The sequence below is a fragment of the Olivibacter sp. LS-1 genome, assembly GCF_008245145.1.
GTDB classification, from domain to species: Bacteria; Bacteroidota; Bacteroidia; order Sphingobacteriales; family Sphingobacteriaceae; genus Olivibacter; species Olivibacter oleidegradans.
This window is the reverse complement of sequence record NZ_CP041643.1, coordinates 3,111,588-3,124,961: the sequence shown is the minus strand read 5'-3', so window position 1 is coordinate 3,124,961 and position 13,374 is coordinate 3,111,588. Positions and strand designations below refer to the sequence as shown.

Sequence of the window (13,374 nt, the reverse complement as noted above, 5' to 3'; positions counted from 1 at the left end):
GGAGACGGTCTATTACGAATTAAAGACAGTTTGTTTCTTCCGACAACCCTAACGATCACAGCCATGGATAAAATAAAGAAACAATTGATAAATCAGGGTCTAGTTTGCCCATACTGTGACGCTACGACAGTATACGTAGATAGCGCTGAGTTTTACAATGGTAAATCTTACGGCATGGTTTACGCCTGCAGACCTTGTAAGGCTTGGGTAGGTGTTTTGCCGACGAATCCTAAAATGTCACTCGGCCGTGTTGCAAACGAGGAATTACGGCTAGCCAAAAGAGGAGCAAAACACTATTTCGAACTTCTTTGGAAAGAAAGCCACATGACTAAACGCATGGCTCATGCTTGGATTGCATCGAAGCTTAAGCTATCGAAGTCTGATTGCTACATCGGAAAGATGGATCTATCCCAGTGCAATAGGGTAATTGAACTAAGTCGAAAATTTTTAAGCATTTAAACATGAAAGCCACTATTAAATTTTATAAGGAGGTCGAGGTAACTACTTTAAAAATAAGAGCCGGTGTTAGGTATTGGGAAGACGGTACCGTCAATGGACAGGAAGATATCAATGGAAACCTAATCCCCTTCCGTGAAGGCGATTATTGGTGCCCCGTTATTGACCTTTATTCCGCAACTATTAAAGACTGGCCAATCGGAACAACGGCCCACGTACATTACAAAGTCTGTGATGATGGGTATTACATTCTTCTAGATGATAAAGGTGAACCAGTTCTTTCTCTCGAGAACGACTATGTTCCAAACAAACTTGTTCCTGGGCACTACGGTGATTACATCGAAATGGAAATAGACCAAACAGGTAAGATTACGAACTGGCCATCACATCCCTCATTATCGGATTTTATGGAGGAGGACGATTAGCATGAACAGAGAATTGAAGTTCAAAGTAATATGTAGAGATCCGAATGGAACCTACATTGTTGAGTCTGGTCTTGATATTAAGGAAGCATGCAGTATTGTCGATGTATTGAACGCTTTAGCGGATGAAGGCGAATTGTATTATAAAGAAGAGGAGGAAGCTAATGGATAAGTTAATAAATATCCTGTCATCAATCAATGATCTATTATGCAACCCAAAAAGGGAAAGTTTAGATCTATCCCTTAACAATGTCCACGGTAAAGGAGTATTCTCGCTTGTAATCGGAGGAACTGAATTCGGCAGGTTGACGCGTGTCTTTATAGCAAAAAAGAAACTGAAGCCTTATGATGTTCAGTTGCATACTCATCGCTATCCCATCCGATTGACGGTAATTAAGGGAAATATAACTCATCATATGGCACATCCCGGTGGAGAAATAATATTACCTCTATTTAAATATTTTTCTCCCTTGAACGGCGGAACAGGTCTTTCGGAATTGGAATCTTTACCTGTAGATGTCAAATCATACAAAATGCCGATTGGATCAATTGTGAGGTTAAGCATTGCTGCTTTTCACACGATGTCCTGTTCTAAAGGGTCTATCTGGATCGTCGAAGAACTTGGTTTCGAAACCGATCAAAGCTTTGTATTGGGTGTCCCGTTCATTACGGATAATCTTTATACCAAACCTGAAATGTTTCAGGTGAATGATCACCTGCAGTTGGTTAAACGGGAAGTAAAACGAATCCTTAACGCTTTTAAAGAGATATAATTATGAGCGACTTAGTTTACAGCGATAACAATGGAGTCATTAATATCGCGCCTCTCCCCAAGAAGACTTACGTTCTCACGACTAGTAAGGTATTTATGAAAGGTCACCAACGTGCCGGTGAGCCAACAGGATTCCGTGACAAGATACTGTCCGGAGAAAAGATACACACGATCCGAGCCGGTGAACATTGGAAAAAGGTGGTAGAAGAGGTTAACAAAGGAATAGCAATACTATCAGTTCGTGAGTGGACTGGAAAGCCATATGCCTCCAAGCAAGATGAATATGCGAGATTCGAAAAGTTAGGATGGCAGTCTTTTGAAATTAGCAGCTATGGAACCATATATATTGACGGAGAATATGCCAATCCTTCATATATGGGCTTGATTCCATCAAATGACGGTCTAACCACGCAAGACTTTATAAGCTGGTTCAAAACGGGTACCGTAGAGTTCTCAGGTGGTATTATTCACTTTACTGATTTTAGATACTAATTACAACATCTTAAAAAAATAATCCCATGGAGAACAGCAAAATTGAGAGGACACACCACACGGTAAACCTCTGGCATGGTTGCGTTGAGGTTCATGAAGGTTGTGACAACTGTTACGCACGTGTATTAAACAATCGATACCACCACGAAAATCCTCATTGGGGCAATAAGGTGCCCAGACTGATTATCAGGAAGTCTTTTAACGACCTTCTGAAATTTCAAAAATCGGCAAAGGACAAAGGGGAAACACATAGGGTATTCGTTGGGTCTATGATGGATATATTCGAAAAGTCAATGCCTTTGGTTGACGGATCAGGTAGAGAAATCGAAGGCCAAGACACCGGATATTTAAGGGATTTGCTTTTTCAGCAAATAACTGCAGGCCTCTACCCTAACCTATTATTCCTTTTTCTCACTAAAAGGCCATCCAATATCAATAAATATATTCCCGATTCTTGGAAGTCTAATGCTCCGGCAAATGTGATGTTCGGCACTTCCGTGGTAAATCAGGAAACCGCTAACAAGATGATACCTGAGTTATTAAAGGTAAATGGAAAACGGTTTCTATCCTGCGAACCTTTGCTTGGCGAAGTCAATCTATCAACTTGGTTTGAACAATGTCCCAAAAGCAAAAGAATTGACGGAAAAGGCCATTCATGGTTATTTGACGGAGATGACCCATATGTAAAATGCTACTACTGTGGTGAATATAGGGATGCTAGAACTGGTCGTACTATAGGCGATTCTTTTTCTTTAGAAAGCCCAATCCATTGGGTAATATGTGGTGGAGAAAGCGGACATGGGGCCAGACCTATGAATCCTATCTGGGCAACCAATCTCCGAGATCAATGTTTCGCCTCAGGTGTACCTTTCTTTTTCAAGCAATGGGGAGAATGGGTATCCGAACATCATGAGTCGGTATCTCACCGCGATTATCAGGGCGCTTATCAGCACTCAGATGCTTTCGTAACCTATACCGAAGACAAAAGCGATTACTACGGCCAGTACATGATTAAAATCGGAAAAAAGAAAGCCGGCAATCTGTTGGGAGGCAAAGAATATAAAGAGTTTCCAATAATATAATCATCATGAAAAAAACAATCTATTGGGCAGCTTTCTCACCAATCGTCTTGGTAACCATAATGTGGTATCTAAGTACGATGTTGGAATTGATCAGCGCACCAAACGATGTGGGCGTTTTAATAGGTCTGATAATGGCCTGTCTACTCGTTCTGGCAATCTTATTCATAATAAACAGAATCATTAACACAATTAAAAACAAAACGAAAAAATGAGAGCACCATTTATTTTAGGTTTAATTTTCTTCGCCATTCTGGCGATAGCATCATGCGCATCATGTACAAGAATTGATGCGGGACACGAAGGCATTTTAGTAAAGCAATATGGATCTTCTAAGGGGGTTCAGGATGTTAGCTTAGTCACTGGCCGTGTTTGGTATAACCCATTTACAGAAGACGTTTACCAGTTTCCAACATTCGTTCAGACAGTTGACTACGAGTTGTTCACTGTCAATGCTAAAGACGGATCGGTGTTTAAAGTAGACCCCACCCTATCGTTTAAAGTCCAAAACGGTAAAAGCCCGGAGATATTTAGAAAGTATCGGAAAGATATAGAGGAGATAACGAAAACTACCCTTTATAATTACATACGCGACGCGTTCCGAATTGAGTTTAATAAATATACCACGGACAGCATCATAAGCAGTCGCGAAGGCTTCGAGAATGCTGTGCAATCAAATATATCGACAGCCCTCGAAAAGGAAGGCTTCACCCTTGAGCAGATGACAAGCGGTATACAGTATCCGGCAAGTATCACTAAAGCCATAGATGCGAAGAACGAAGCGGTCCAAAAGGCGGCACAAGCTACTAATCAATTAAGAGTTGCTGAGGCAAACGCCAAAATCAAAATTGTAGAGGCCGAAGCAGAAGCGAGAGCGAATGAGCTTAGGCAACGTACACTTACTCCACTACTCATTCAACAACAGTTTATAGAGAAGTGGGACGGAAAGAGTGCCTTGTACAGTAATTCTCCGGCTTTCTTTAAAAGCATCCAGTAGTATTGAACCTTTCGGTGTATAGGTTAACCGAGTTTATGGAATGACAAACCAACAACAAAAAGCGATCGAAGACAACCTGCTTCATGTTGCCAGGATGGCAAAAGTATCGACAAGCAACTTAGGAATTGACGGGGTTCGCATGGGTATGCTTGAAGTGATCAGAAATCCCGAAAAGTATTGTCTTTCGTTCGACAAGAAGCAGGTTAAATCCTCCAAGGAAATAGCTATAGAATTGTTAGAAGGCATCGATAAGTTCACTGTCATACCGTTATCCGATTGTGACCGGATGAAGTATTACATATCCACTTACTTCAAAGGTGAGTTTTCCACTAGCATAGTTACCAAGAAGATATCAGCTTTGACACGTATGTCGACAGGAGAAATTACCAAAGCTAAAATAGCAGTTATTTACAGGCTAAGATAAATTATTGTTGTCAAAATAATAGTAAAATCAACTTTGTTCGACAGATGAGAAGTCACTTCCGTTTATATTTTGAGAGAAAGCTTTCGATACTTCAAAATAAATTTCGTTAGTCATCAAAGGATGCTCTGGGATTGGTGGTAGTTTTGGACTTCCATCTTCATTTTCATCGAAAGGATAAAATAGGTCGAAAAAATCCTTTGAGTCAATGCCATCTATTAATTCATTGTGACTCATCCATATCGTGAGCAACTCAATATGAAACTTGGCAAATTGTAATGCATCCATAATTCAGTTTTTCGACAAATTTATAATAAATATGAAACTAACCAAACAACAACGGCTAAGGATCTGGCTTAAATACGGAGGCAATTGTGCTTATTGCGGTTGCTCTTTGCCTAAAAACTGGCATGCTGATCATAAGGAGCCAATAAGGAGAAGTCAAAGATGGGTAGCAAGTTGTATCGATGATCGGTCTAAAATATATGAGGACTACATGGAACATCCAGAAAGAGATTGTATTGAAAACTTAGTTCCCGCCTGCCCATCTTGTAATACGAATAAGCACCAAATGACTGTTGAGCAATTCAGATCTTCTATCGCTCAATATGTTCAAAGCCTCAATAGGTACAGTGTGCAATACAGAATGGCTAGTAAGTTTGGGTTAGTTGAAGAAACAGGCATAGAAGTTAAATTTTATTTTGAAAGTTATGGATAAGGAAGAAAAAATTGAAGAAATAATATCCAGACATTTATTTTCTTATGGATATGAACGAGAATCTATTATAAAAGCCATGAAGGAATACGCCATAGCCATGTGTGAGGAGCAGAAGAAAGAGTGTGCCGAAAATGCAACAGCTTTCTTAGACGCAAATGATAATCCCATTGTAGCAAAAGGGAGTATTCTAAACACTAAAAACGTAGCGGAATGAAAGTAGTAGAAAGATTAACATCTATAATTCGAGAAATAAAAATGGATGTCCTTGGAGTAAGGGAAGTAGAATATCGGATTACCGATATAGCGAAAATAACAGGCATGAATCCTAAAGAAGTCGATGAATGGATAAACTCTTTAAAAGATTTATTCCCTTGCTACATACAGAAAGGCGTTGATATGTTACTTATACTTGACATTATAATATATTATTGCAAAACTCGTGGGCACCTTCCTAAGGAGGAGGTGTTAGCATCTCTACTTATTTGCGCTAAAAACGGAATTAACCCATTTTTAATATGAAACAGCTAATCGAACACCGCCTAGAAGTTGCGGAGCACAACCTTGAAGAGGTTAAGAGTCAGGAGCATGCACACCCTGAGACGGTACGCGCACTCGAAGTCAGGATTCAGGAACTTAGGGACATATTAAAGGAACTCGAAAGAATGGAGGGAATATGATAGATCCAGGAGAACTGCGTTTGGGGAACATCCTTCACCACAAATCAGGTAAAACAGTAGACGTAACCGTAGGAATTATTGAACAGTTCGTGTGCGATAAAAAATTCTCCAACAAGGTATGGTATCCAATCCACCTAACAGAAGAATGGCTTATAAAGCTTGGTTTACACGAAGTATTAGGCGTTTATGCTGTATATGGCAGAGAACTAAATCTTAAGCTAAGTGACGGCTACTGGGAAGCTTATTTTAAAGGAAAGTACGTGTATGTTATTAAACATGTCCACCAGCTGCAGAATCTGTTTTACGCTCTTACGGGACAGGAATTAGTAACAAAGCCCGCCAATTAATGAAGGGCTTTAGTCATTAGACATCTATAATTTCCGCTGTAGGTAATTTTGTAGGTCCAAGAGAATCAGTATAAAACCTACCGACAACTATAGCGCCATATTGATCGATAAATTCACCAACAATAATTGATTCACTCTCAATATTTGTAATTGTAATTTCTGTCTGGGATTTTCGGTGCTTCACCTTATCGCCGACTTTAAAGTTAATATCCATGTAAGCAATGATAAGGAAAAAAAACTACAAAAACAACTAAACCATTGATAGTCAATTTATTTTAAAAAACATTTGCAAATGAAAACCTTCACCACTCACCTTCAAGCTATCAATCCCGACACGCAGCAGATCGCAACGTTTGAAGGTCCATACATCCTCGCAAACTCATGGGAACAAGCCGAGGATTACATTTACTCTAACGGCATGGGATATCTCGTTATTGACGGGGAGTTGTTAGGCGAACGACTGCAAAATAACCTTATTAAAGTCGCGGGAAACGTCGCTATGAACTAAATAAAAATATTTTCACAAAAAGTTTGCGATTCGCAAACTTATTACTATCTTTGTTATGTCATCAGGGGATGACGTTCTTTGACAGATTAACAAAACAAGTTGAAAAAATGGAAACACTAATTGACAGAGTTTGGGAGTACTCGAAAAACAACCCGTACGGTTTCACACTCAACATCGAGACAATGAAACCAGTGAAATTTGGAATATGTGTCGCTTACTTGGAAACGCAGGATAGCTTTAACAGAGAAGGATTAGAGAAAGTGATAAAGCATGCGTTAGAGCACGAAAAAATAGTAGGTGGATGGCTTAACGATGAAAACGGCTTCTACTACTTCGACTCGATAAAGCTCTTTAGTAAGATGGACGAAGCGATCAGGTTCGCGAAACAAAACAAACAGCTTGCGATCTTTGATCTGACTAATTTAAGGGAAATAAGGATAGAGGGGGAATAATCCCCCTCCCTTTAAAATATAATGTTATGACTACACTGGAATTAACAAAGGAGCAAGCAAGGTCGATATCTAATTACAAGCGAATGGGTATCGAAATAGAAGTTCTGGACGAAAAAACGGTTAAGATAACCCAGTCCAGACTTCTTAATGGATTTATCCTGAACCAAAAGCAATTGGTAGAACGGGCAAAAGAGATTTTTCCGGAACGCAATATTGTTCCGGTCGTCCACTCCATCGATGTTGATCTTATCGATCTCGAATGGATTGAAGGTAGGATGAAGGAATTTGGCATTAAGCGAAACGACCTAATTAAGCAGCTCGCAATCGACAAGTCTACTTTGAGCAGCATGTTTAGCGGAGATCGAGGTTTGACAAAGAGTCAAAGAGCAGCTTTCTTCTTTTACTTTTTGACTTATGAATTGAATAGGGATTTTAGGGAAAATTCAATAATTTAGGGATGTGGAAGACAGCAACATTAAATCAATGATATTCGACGCACAGATAACTACTCCTCCGAAATTGAAATTTAGAGGATCATTGAATGTAACGGAAACTCTAAGAGAATCTCTTAAGCATGCAGGAATTCTCGACGAGATTGGAGACGATCTTGTAACTATGTATTTCCGTAGCAGAAAGTCAATTAATCAGCTATTGAACGAGTCTGAGTTCAATACGAAAATAAATTCTATGCATAAAAACGACGAGGGTGTTATTGATGTGATAGTGTACGACGGAAAGGAGTATAAGTAATGAACTGGATAAAAGTAAAAGACAAACTGCCAGACAGGTCGTTTTTAGACCCAGATGAATCGATACTTAGTTTACCTCTTCTTCTTTGGCACGACAAACGCGGGTATACTTTAGGTGTCTTTAACTTCGATATGGGAACATTTAATGATCAGTTTGGAATCGATAATACAGAAGAGGTCACCCACTGGGTGCCTTTACCTGATAAACCTACCGTGTAACTCCCGAGAGTAAATAAAAGTTATGATATGGGAATGTTTGATTCAATAATCGCTTATTGTCCAAAATGCGGAAGAAAGCACTACTTTCAGAGTAAGGGCGGAGAGTGCAATCTGTTCGAGTATTCCCTTGACAATGCCCCAGATGATGTAATGTCGGACGCTAACAGGCATTCTCCTGTGCGTTGCGATTGCGGATCTTTATTGGAAATCGACATACAGAATAGAACGGTTATAATCCTAAATCAGGATAAAGTGTAGTTTTGTTTTCCAAAAAATATTATACTAAACTTTACTATATTCGCGCCATGACTCCTCAACAACTACGAGAATACTTCGACAGCAATCCTCCCCCATTCGAGATTGACTGGAAGCCGCACGCTAAGATCATAAACAGCAAACGCTTTCTCGACAACGCGTTTCTGTGCATATCTATATTCAAAGGCCCATATGAGAAGTGCCCCGACTATTGGCACCTGCTTGAGCTTTATAATGATATTACTCAAGGTAAAATAAAATAGACTTATCAGCCGATAAATAACACTATCGGTTAAATACCCTATATCTCCCACCAGCTTTTGTACTCCCACATTCGTTTTCCTTCCTCTCGTGTGTCATCTTTAGGAGACAGCTTTTCAAATTCGGCGAATAACATGTCTTTAAACTCCTTATCCCATTTTTCAGTATCTTTGCCATGCCATTCTCCTGGCACGTACATCCCCTTATAAAACACGTGTTCGTCTCCGTTTTTATCGAGGATAAATACTCGCTGCAAGCCCGATTCTGGGTAGTAGTACGGTATCTCTATCTGCCTACCTTTGTACTGAAATCTGATTTTCGGGAGGGCGGGGTTAATCTGCTTCATTGCCAAAATTTTTAGCAAAACTAAATAACAATCTCATATGTTTGCAATAAAAATTAACATTATGGACTTAACGACTTTAAAACAACTAAAGGAAGTTTCCGATAAAACAAACGAGATCGTGAAAGCCGAATTGAAGAGGCTTTTAGGAGATAGAATAGGAAACGTGTACACAGTATTCGAATACCATTCAAAAGACGGCCTCATGAGAGGATATCCGTTAGATGAGGGCGTCAAAGAGCTTAAAAAACATGGTGGCATACGGGAGATTGATAACCCCGATTTCTAGGGAACATCCACTTTGAATTCACCCACATCCTCAGGATCCCAGAACTCCATCAGTTCGGATATTACTAAAACCGTGTCGTCTTCGAAGCGTTTGTATTCATCGTTATTCATCAGGTCGTCCCAATCCCATTTGACAGGGGTAAGGATATTGTCTTTGCCGTACAATACGGTGTAACCTTTATTGCTGAGATCGGCCAATAGTTCGAGCGTAACAGGTACTTCCATATCTATTCAACAATGTGTATATCCCAATTGTTCGGTATAATCACTTTATGGTTTAGGAACGTCTCGAATGGAAGATCTAATGCTTCGATTATTGTCAACACCGAATCACCATATACGTCCACCCAATAGAACTCTTCAAGCGGAACTATCATTGGCACCCACATGGGGTCATCCTCCGATAACTGGCCTGGCGCATAAAGAAAGGTAACCCCTTTATCGTGCATATGCTTCACGATATCTGGTGTAAGGTCTTTAATCATATCCGAAAAACATTATATTAGCGTAAAATGTTTACCAATTATGTGCTATAATACCGCTACACCGAACGATGCAGAACTCCGTAGGTATCTAAAGGAGCTTCTTATCAAAGATTACCACATAGAAAATGAGTTTGAAGAACGGTTTAACGCTGACGGATTCGCAAGACCGTTTCTGCCTACTGTCCTGTCAGAATCGCAAGACAGCGTTAAGTTGTCGCAATGGAAGCTTATCCCACATTGGGTAAAAAATGAGGCAGAGGCTAAGAAATACGCCAATACGCTGAACGCTGAAGGGGAGACTATTTTCGAGAAGGCCAGCTACCGTAACTCTATCTTAAAAAGACGCGGCATACTATGGGTCAAAGGCTTTTATGAACCTCACAAGGTACCGGGAGTAAAGGAAACCGAAAACTATTTCTGTTATAAAGACGGAGGTATGATACCAATCGGAATCGTCTACAACCCATGGACCGATCAGGACACAGGTGAAATCAAGAACACGTTCAGCGTAATAACCACCAAAGCCAACGCTCAGTTTGAGGTTATCCATAACGAGAAAAAACGAATGCCCCTTATCCTGGAGCCGAAAGACTTTGAACAGTGGTTCGACGCCAGGGAACGTGGAGAAGTGGCGGAGCTTATAAAACCGTGGGAAGGTGAATTAAGCGCACACCAGGTAGTTAGGATAACTGCAATGCGAAATGTAGACACCAATTACGCGGATATACAAAAATCGATCGGTAAGGAATGGGTATTCGGAGAAGGCCTTAAAGATACAACGGCTCTCCTTTAAGGCTTGAAAACAACAACAGGCTTTGTAATTTTTTGTGAAAAAGTGAGAAAGATATAAAGTTTCTTATCTTTGAATAAAAAAAGGTGCAATGAAAAAACTATTACCAATTCTCTTCCTAAGCCTGGCTTCTTTTTACGGATGCAGCAAAGATGAATCATCAGACCCAAGTGATGAAGGCGGCCTCAAACAATTTGACTTTGTAGGCAAATGGGAAATATCAGAAGTCAAAATTGACGGGGAATACGTTCCAGCTTCCGAAACTTGCTTTAAAGGTTCGTGGGCAGAATTCAAGAATGACAAGAGCTACTCTAGCGTTAATAACTGCGACAATCAAACCTATAACGGCACATATGTTTCCACTGATGGAACTATATTATGTAAGGTTGGAGGTGCAAGTGTCGTATATAAAATAATATCTCAAGAAGGTAGAAATAAAATTGAATTCAACATAAACGATGTTGTAAACAACTTAGATATGAGAGCCGTGAGAAAATAATCACGGCTTTTTCTTCGGTACCTTTAGCAGGAAGAATAAAAAAACAAAGAAAGCAATGACGGCCACTATAGCCAACACCACCCCCATCTTCACAGGTTTCTTATCAACCGTTTTGTTTTTGGTCTCAACAGCTGTTTGTTTCTTTTCCTGATGGGATTCATTACTACCTGATTGCTCTTGAATATCGTTGGTTCTTAACTCTTCCTTTTTTGTCTCCGTAGCCTTTGTCCCGCCTTGTATGGATGCCATTGCTTTTAATAAGTTAGTTGCAGAGTCCAGATAAACCTTAACCTTCACCCCCGCACTATCTATTACATCGACACCGTCCTGCAATCGACGTCTATCGGTTCTGAGTTCACCTGTCACTTTTCGAGTCGGTAACTCCTCGATGACTCGAGTTGTAGTAATCGCACTGATTACGCTTTTGTCAATCGTGCTACCCGAGGACGATTTGCTACTGTTTATATCCGTTTTAGTGACCTCGGATTGCACGGATTTGTGTTTGAATGTCGATTTAAACAATCCGCATGACGACATAAACAAGCAGACAACAAACAAAGTTATAATGTTTCTCATGGCATTTTATTTAGCGTGGTGTACTCAACAAGGAGTCAAGCTCCTCAACCTTATTTTTAAGATTAATTACCTTAACAGCCATTTCTTCTAATGGCTTTGATTCTGATGTAGGGCTTATAGCCGCTTTTCCGATTGGGTTCGTCAGCAAGACGATCCCGATGATAGTTGCTAATGCTGCTTTCATTTCTGTCTAACATTAATTTTTTCCTGTAATTGAGTTGTTGCCGTATCAAGCCTTGAGGTTACAGTGTCTAGTCTCTCCATTCGAGGAGTCACTTCTTTCGTCATCTTTTCGTTAACCTTAGAATCTAGTCTCTCGATCATTTTCTCATACAACTCTTTTTGGATTGCTTCCTTGTCTTTGGACTGACTCACGGTGTAACGCCATAGAGTTACGATTGCTGCGAACTGTATTGCAATTATGGCAGTAACCAACCCTGTTCTGAGCTTTCCGGTAAATCCGAACGTATTTAATTCTTTATTTTGTCGATCTTCTGCCATATGTATAGGTTGTTATATTATTCAATCATGTTATCATACTTGGCGATGATCTGGGCTATCTTGATGGCCAATTCTTCCCTTTTTAAATCGTATTTAGCCATGTCGCTTTCGTTGGTAATAAAACATATCTCCAGCAACGCAACACAACCATCCTTTCTCATAATGCCTAATCTTCTTCTATGTGATTGACTTTCGGTCCATACACCTCGGTTTTTTATTCCAAGGGTTTGAGCAGTGGTCGTCACTAGTTCGTGGGCAAAATCGAGCGACATTTTATTTGCGTTGTCTGAAACCAAAGCAGTCGTTCCAGTGGCAGTTGCAGACGCTGCATCGAAATGAAATTCCAGTACAACTGAAGCATTACCGGGTTTTATCCTTGCAAGATACTGCCCCAGAGTTTCGCTGTCATGATCGTTAATAACGGTTATCCCATGTTTATGCAATTCACAGATAACGAGTGCTCGGAAAGCGATAGTTTCTTTGTTCTCCTGTCTGGAGTCGATTCCGATTGCTCCAGGATCTTTTAAGTGGTGTCCTGCACTTATAAAACTTGTCATTAGTATGTCTCCTTTCCTTTATTGATGATTTTTATTTGGGCTTTCTCCTTCTTTTCATACGCGACTTTGGCCGATCCGTATACGTTCACGACTATCTTAGCATTTCCGCTGGCATGTATTCGGACATTAACCGTATCGAAGCAGTCTACTCTCACAAAGGAGTGATCGTTGGCGTACAACTGGACAGTAGAATCGTGTTTAACAAACACGTCCATTACCGAATATTCGTTGGCAACCACGTGAACTTTACATTTGCCTAGAAGGACCAACATTCGATTATTGACAGGGGCTATGTCCTCATCGATATAAATGCCTTTCAATGCAAGTAGATCGCCGCCTTGTGTCTTTAAATAATCTTTTGAAGGAAAATCATGTTCCATGCAAAAGTCTAGTCCTTCGATGTAATAGTTCAACAAAGCCTCTTTATCGTTGCTCTGCAGGATTTTCTTCATACCTGGGGAACAAATCCCTTTTTTCTGAGCTTCTTTTGCCAGTTCTTTTATATTCATT

At 40.1% G+C, this 13,374-nt stretch carries 33 protein-coding genes; 22 read left to right on the top strand and 11 right to left on the bottom strand.

From position 1 onward, the window contains the following. Positions 1–63 precede the first annotated feature (63 nt). The 6 genes from FKG96_RS27230 to FKG96_RS12605 are packed head-to-tail and all read left to right on the top strand — an operon-like array spanning position 64 to position 3,224. Entirely contained in the window at positions 64–459 is a 396-nt protein-coding gene (locus FKG96_RS27230; protein ID WP_149105638.1) for a zinc-finger-containing protein, read from the top strand. A gap of 2 nt (positions 460–461) precedes the next feature. After that, positions 462–881: a hypothetical protein gene (locus FKG96_RS12620; RefSeq protein ID WP_149105637.1), complete on the top strand. Its 420-nt coding sequence runs from the start codon at positions 462–464 to the stop codon at positions 879–881. Position 882: 1 nt separating this feature from the next. Beyond that, positions 883–1,050 (top strand): hypothetical protein, encoded by a 168-nt coding sequence (locus tag FKG96_RS26770; RefSeq protein WP_168204562.1) that lies wholly within the window; start codon positions 883–885, stop codon positions 1,048–1,050. Then, positions 1,043–1,651, top strand: a complete 609-nt coding sequence (locus FKG96_RS12615; RefSeq protein WP_149105636.1) for a hypothetical protein — start codon at positions 1,043–1,045, stop codon at positions 1,649–1,651. The genes FKG96_RS26770 and FKG96_RS12615 overlap by 8 nt, the downstream gene beginning before the upstream one ends. Positions 1,652–1,653: 2 nt before the next feature. Beyond that, a complete protein-coding gene (locus FKG96_RS12610; protein ID WP_149105635.1) occupies positions 1,654–2,142 on the top strand; it encodes a hypothetical protein in 489 nt (162 codons plus the stop codon). A gap of 26 nt (positions 2,143–2,168) precedes the next feature. Then, positions 2,169–3,224: a DUF5131 family protein gene (locus tag FKG96_RS12605; RefSeq protein WP_149105634.1), complete on the top strand. Its 1,056-nt coding sequence runs from the start codon at positions 2,169–2,171 to the stop codon at positions 3,222–3,224. A 19-nt stretch (positions 3,225–3,243) separates the two neighbouring features. Here FKG96_RS12605 and FKG96_RS26765 read toward each other — a convergent pair whose 3' ends face one another. Further along, positions 3,244–3,390: a hypothetical protein gene (locus FKG96_RS26765; RefSeq protein WP_168204561.1), complete on the bottom strand. Its 147-nt coding sequence runs from the start codon at positions 3,388–3,390 to the stop codon at positions 3,244–3,246. A 42-nt stretch (positions 3,391–3,432) separates the two neighbouring features. Here FKG96_RS26765 and FKG96_RS12600 point away from each other — a divergent pair, with 42 nt between their 5' ends. Both FKG96_RS12600 and FKG96_RS12595 read left to right on the top strand, forming a co-directional pair. Continuing rightward, entirely contained in the window at positions 3,433–4,218 is a 786-nt protein-coding gene (locus FKG96_RS12600) for an SPFH domain-containing protein (protein ID WP_149105633.1), read from the top strand. A gap of 40 nt (positions 4,219–4,258) precedes the next feature. After that, the gene (locus FKG96_RS12595; RefSeq protein ID WP_149105632.1) at positions 4,259–4,642 is read left to right on the top strand and encodes a hypothetical protein; all 384 of its coding nucleotides are present in this window, start codon (positions 4,259–4,261) and stop codon (positions 4,640–4,642) included. Between the two features lie 27 nt (positions 4,643–4,669). On the opposite strand, the gene FKG96_RS12590 is transcribed toward FKG96_RS12595, so the two are convergent. Continuing rightward, complete coding sequence (locus FKG96_RS12590) at positions 4,670–4,927, bottom strand: hypothetical protein (RefSeq protein WP_149105631.1); 258 nt, start codon at positions 4,925–4,927, stop codon at positions 4,670–4,672. Between the two features lie 31 nt (positions 4,928–4,958). On the opposite strand from FKG96_RS12590, the gene FKG96_RS12585 reads away from it, so the two are divergent. Genes FKG96_RS12585 through FKG96_RS12570 form a run of 5 tightly spaced genes read left to right on the top strand, consistent with a single transcriptional unit; the run spans position 4,959 to position 6,381 of the window. Further along, the gene (locus tag FKG96_RS12585) at positions 4,959–5,357 is read left to right on the top strand and encodes an HNH endonuclease (protein ID WP_149105630.1); all 399 of its coding nucleotides are present in this window, start codon (positions 4,959–4,961) and stop codon (positions 5,355–5,357) included. Next, positions 5,350–5,571: a hypothetical protein gene (locus FKG96_RS12580; RefSeq protein ID WP_149105629.1), complete on the top strand. Its 222-nt coding sequence runs from the start codon at positions 5,350–5,352 to the stop codon at positions 5,569–5,571. The genes FKG96_RS12585 and FKG96_RS12580 overlap by 8 nt, the downstream gene beginning before the upstream one ends. After that, a complete protein-coding gene (locus tag FKG96_RS12575; RefSeq protein WP_149105628.1) occupies positions 5,568–5,876 on the top strand; it encodes a hypothetical protein in 309 nt (102 codons plus the stop codon). The genes FKG96_RS12580 and FKG96_RS12575 overlap by 4 nt, the downstream gene beginning before the upstream one ends. Continuing rightward, positions 5,873–6,034: a hypothetical protein gene (locus tag FKG96_RS26760; protein ID WP_168204560.1), complete on the top strand. Its 162-nt coding sequence runs from the start codon at positions 5,873–5,875 to the stop codon at positions 6,032–6,034. Before FKG96_RS12575 ends, FKG96_RS26760 begins: the two co-directional genes overlap by 4 nt. After that, positions 6,031–6,381 carry a hypothetical protein gene (locus FKG96_RS12570; protein WP_149105627.1) on the top strand — a complete coding sequence of 117 codons (351 nt, stop codon included), beginning with the start codon at positions 6,031–6,033 and terminating at the stop codon, positions 6,379–6,381. Before FKG96_RS26760 ends, FKG96_RS12570 begins: the two co-directional genes overlap by 4 nt. A gap of 16 nt (positions 6,382–6,397) precedes the next feature. On the opposite strand, the gene FKG96_RS12565 is transcribed toward FKG96_RS12570, so the two are convergent. Next, positions 6,398–6,595 carry a hypothetical protein gene (locus FKG96_RS12565; protein ID WP_149105626.1) on the bottom strand — a complete coding sequence of 66 codons (198 nt, stop codon included), beginning with the start codon at positions 6,593–6,595 and terminating at the stop codon, positions 6,398–6,400. A 78-nt stretch (positions 6,596–6,673) separates the two neighbouring features. Here FKG96_RS12565 and FKG96_RS12560 point away from each other — a divergent pair, with 78 nt between their 5' ends. From FKG96_RS12560 to FKG96_RS27225, 6 genes are all read left to right on the top strand, one after another. Beyond that, complete coding sequence (locus FKG96_RS12560) at positions 6,674–6,889, top strand: hypothetical protein (protein ID WP_149105625.1); 216 nt, start codon at positions 6,674–6,676, stop codon at positions 6,887–6,889. A 107-nt stretch (positions 6,890–6,996) separates the two neighbouring features. Next, positions 6,997–7,341 carry a hypothetical protein gene (locus FKG96_RS12555; protein ID WP_149105624.1) on the top strand — a complete coding sequence of 115 codons (345 nt, stop codon included), beginning with the start codon at positions 6,997–6,999 and terminating at the stop codon, positions 7,339–7,341. A gap of 26 nt (positions 7,342–7,367) precedes the next feature. Next, positions 7,368–7,796 carry a hypothetical protein gene (locus tag FKG96_RS12550; RefSeq protein ID WP_149105623.1) on the top strand — a complete coding sequence of 143 codons (429 nt, stop codon included), beginning with the start codon at positions 7,368–7,370 and terminating at the stop codon, positions 7,794–7,796. Positions 7,797–7,824: 28 nt separating this feature from the next. Next, a complete protein-coding gene (locus tag FKG96_RS12545; protein WP_149105622.1) occupies positions 7,825–8,091 on the top strand; it encodes a hypothetical protein in 267 nt (88 codons plus the stop codon). After that, positions 8,091–8,309: a DUF551 domain-containing protein gene (locus FKG96_RS12540; protein ID WP_149105621.1), complete on the top strand. Its 219-nt coding sequence runs from the start codon at positions 8,091–8,093 to the stop codon at positions 8,307–8,309. The genes FKG96_RS12545 and FKG96_RS12540 overlap by 1 nt, the downstream gene beginning before the upstream one ends. A gap of 305 nt (positions 8,310–8,614) precedes the next feature. Then, a complete protein-coding gene (locus tag FKG96_RS27225) occupies positions 8,615–8,827 on the top strand; it encodes a hypothetical protein (RefSeq protein WP_149105620.1) in 213 nt (70 codons plus the stop codon). Positions 8,828–8,865: 38 nt separating this feature from the next. Here FKG96_RS27225 and FKG96_RS12530 read toward each other — a convergent pair whose 3' ends face one another. Further along, entirely contained in the window at positions 8,866–9,171 is a 306-nt protein-coding gene (locus FKG96_RS12530; RefSeq protein ID WP_149105619.1) for a hypothetical protein, read from the bottom strand. Between the two features lie 61 nt (positions 9,172–9,232). Here FKG96_RS12530 and FKG96_RS12525 point away from each other — a divergent pair, with 61 nt between their 5' ends. Further along, on the top strand, positions 9,233–9,457 hold the full coding sequence (locus FKG96_RS12525; protein WP_149105618.1) for a hypothetical protein: 225 nt from the start codon (positions 9,233–9,235) through the stop codon (positions 9,455–9,457). Here FKG96_RS12525 and FKG96_RS12520 read toward each other — a convergent pair. Together FKG96_RS12520 and FKG96_RS12515 are read right to left on the bottom strand one after the other, a co-directional pair. Then, on the bottom strand, positions 9,454–9,681 hold the full coding sequence (locus FKG96_RS12520) for a hypothetical protein (RefSeq protein ID WP_149105617.1): 228 nt from the start codon (positions 9,679–9,681) through the stop codon (positions 9,454–9,456). The genes FKG96_RS12525 and FKG96_RS12520 overlap by 4 nt on opposite strands. Before the next feature lie 2 nt (positions 9,682–9,683). After that, positions 9,684–9,941 (bottom strand): hypothetical protein, encoded by a 258-nt coding sequence (locus tag FKG96_RS12515; RefSeq protein ID WP_149105616.1) that lies wholly within the window; start codon positions 9,939–9,941, stop codon positions 9,684–9,686. Between the two features lie 40 nt (positions 9,942–9,981). On the opposite strand from FKG96_RS12515, the gene FKG96_RS12510 reads away from it, so the two are divergent. Next, complete coding sequence (locus tag FKG96_RS12510; protein ID WP_149105615.1) at positions 9,982–10,734, top strand: SOS response-associated peptidase; 753 nt, start codon at positions 9,982–9,984, stop codon at positions 10,732–10,734. Positions 10,735–10,822: 88 nt separating this feature from the next. Continuing rightward, positions 10,823–11,230, top strand: a complete 408-nt coding sequence (locus FKG96_RS12505) for a lipocalin family protein (RefSeq protein WP_149105614.1) — start codon at positions 10,823–10,825, stop codon at positions 11,228–11,230. Here the strand turns inward: FKG96_RS12505 and FKG96_RS12500 are convergent, their stop codons facing one another. From FKG96_RS12500 to FKG96_RS12485, 5 genes are read right to left on the bottom strand one after another with little or no spacing between them, the layout of a single operon-like run. Next, positions 11,231–11,806 (bottom strand): hypothetical protein, encoded by a 576-nt coding sequence (locus FKG96_RS12500; protein WP_149105613.1) that lies wholly within the window; start codon positions 11,804–11,806, stop codon positions 11,231–11,233. Positions 11,807–11,816: 10 nt separating this feature from the next. Further along, entirely contained in the window at positions 11,817–11,990 is a 174-nt protein-coding gene (locus FKG96_RS26755) for a hypothetical protein (protein ID WP_168204559.1), read from the bottom strand. Further along, on the bottom strand, positions 11,987–12,307 hold the full coding sequence (locus FKG96_RS12495) for a hypothetical protein (protein WP_149105612.1): 321 nt from the start codon (positions 12,305–12,307) through the stop codon (positions 11,987–11,989). Before FKG96_RS12495 ends, FKG96_RS26755 begins: the two co-directional genes overlap by 4 nt. Positions 12,308–12,324: 17 nt before the next feature. Further along, positions 12,325–12,864 carry an N-acetylmuramoyl-L-alanine amidase gene (locus FKG96_RS12490; RefSeq protein WP_149105611.1) on the bottom strand — a complete coding sequence of 180 codons (540 nt, stop codon included), beginning with the start codon at positions 12,862–12,864 and terminating at the stop codon, positions 12,325–12,327. Further along, the gene (locus FKG96_RS12485; protein ID WP_149105610.1) at positions 12,864–13,373 is read right to left on the bottom strand and encodes a hypothetical protein; all 510 of its coding nucleotides are present in this window, start codon (positions 13,371–13,373) and stop codon (positions 12,864–12,866) included. The genes FKG96_RS12490 and FKG96_RS12485 overlap by 1 nt, the downstream gene beginning before the upstream one ends. Position 13,374: the final 1 nt, after the last annotated feature.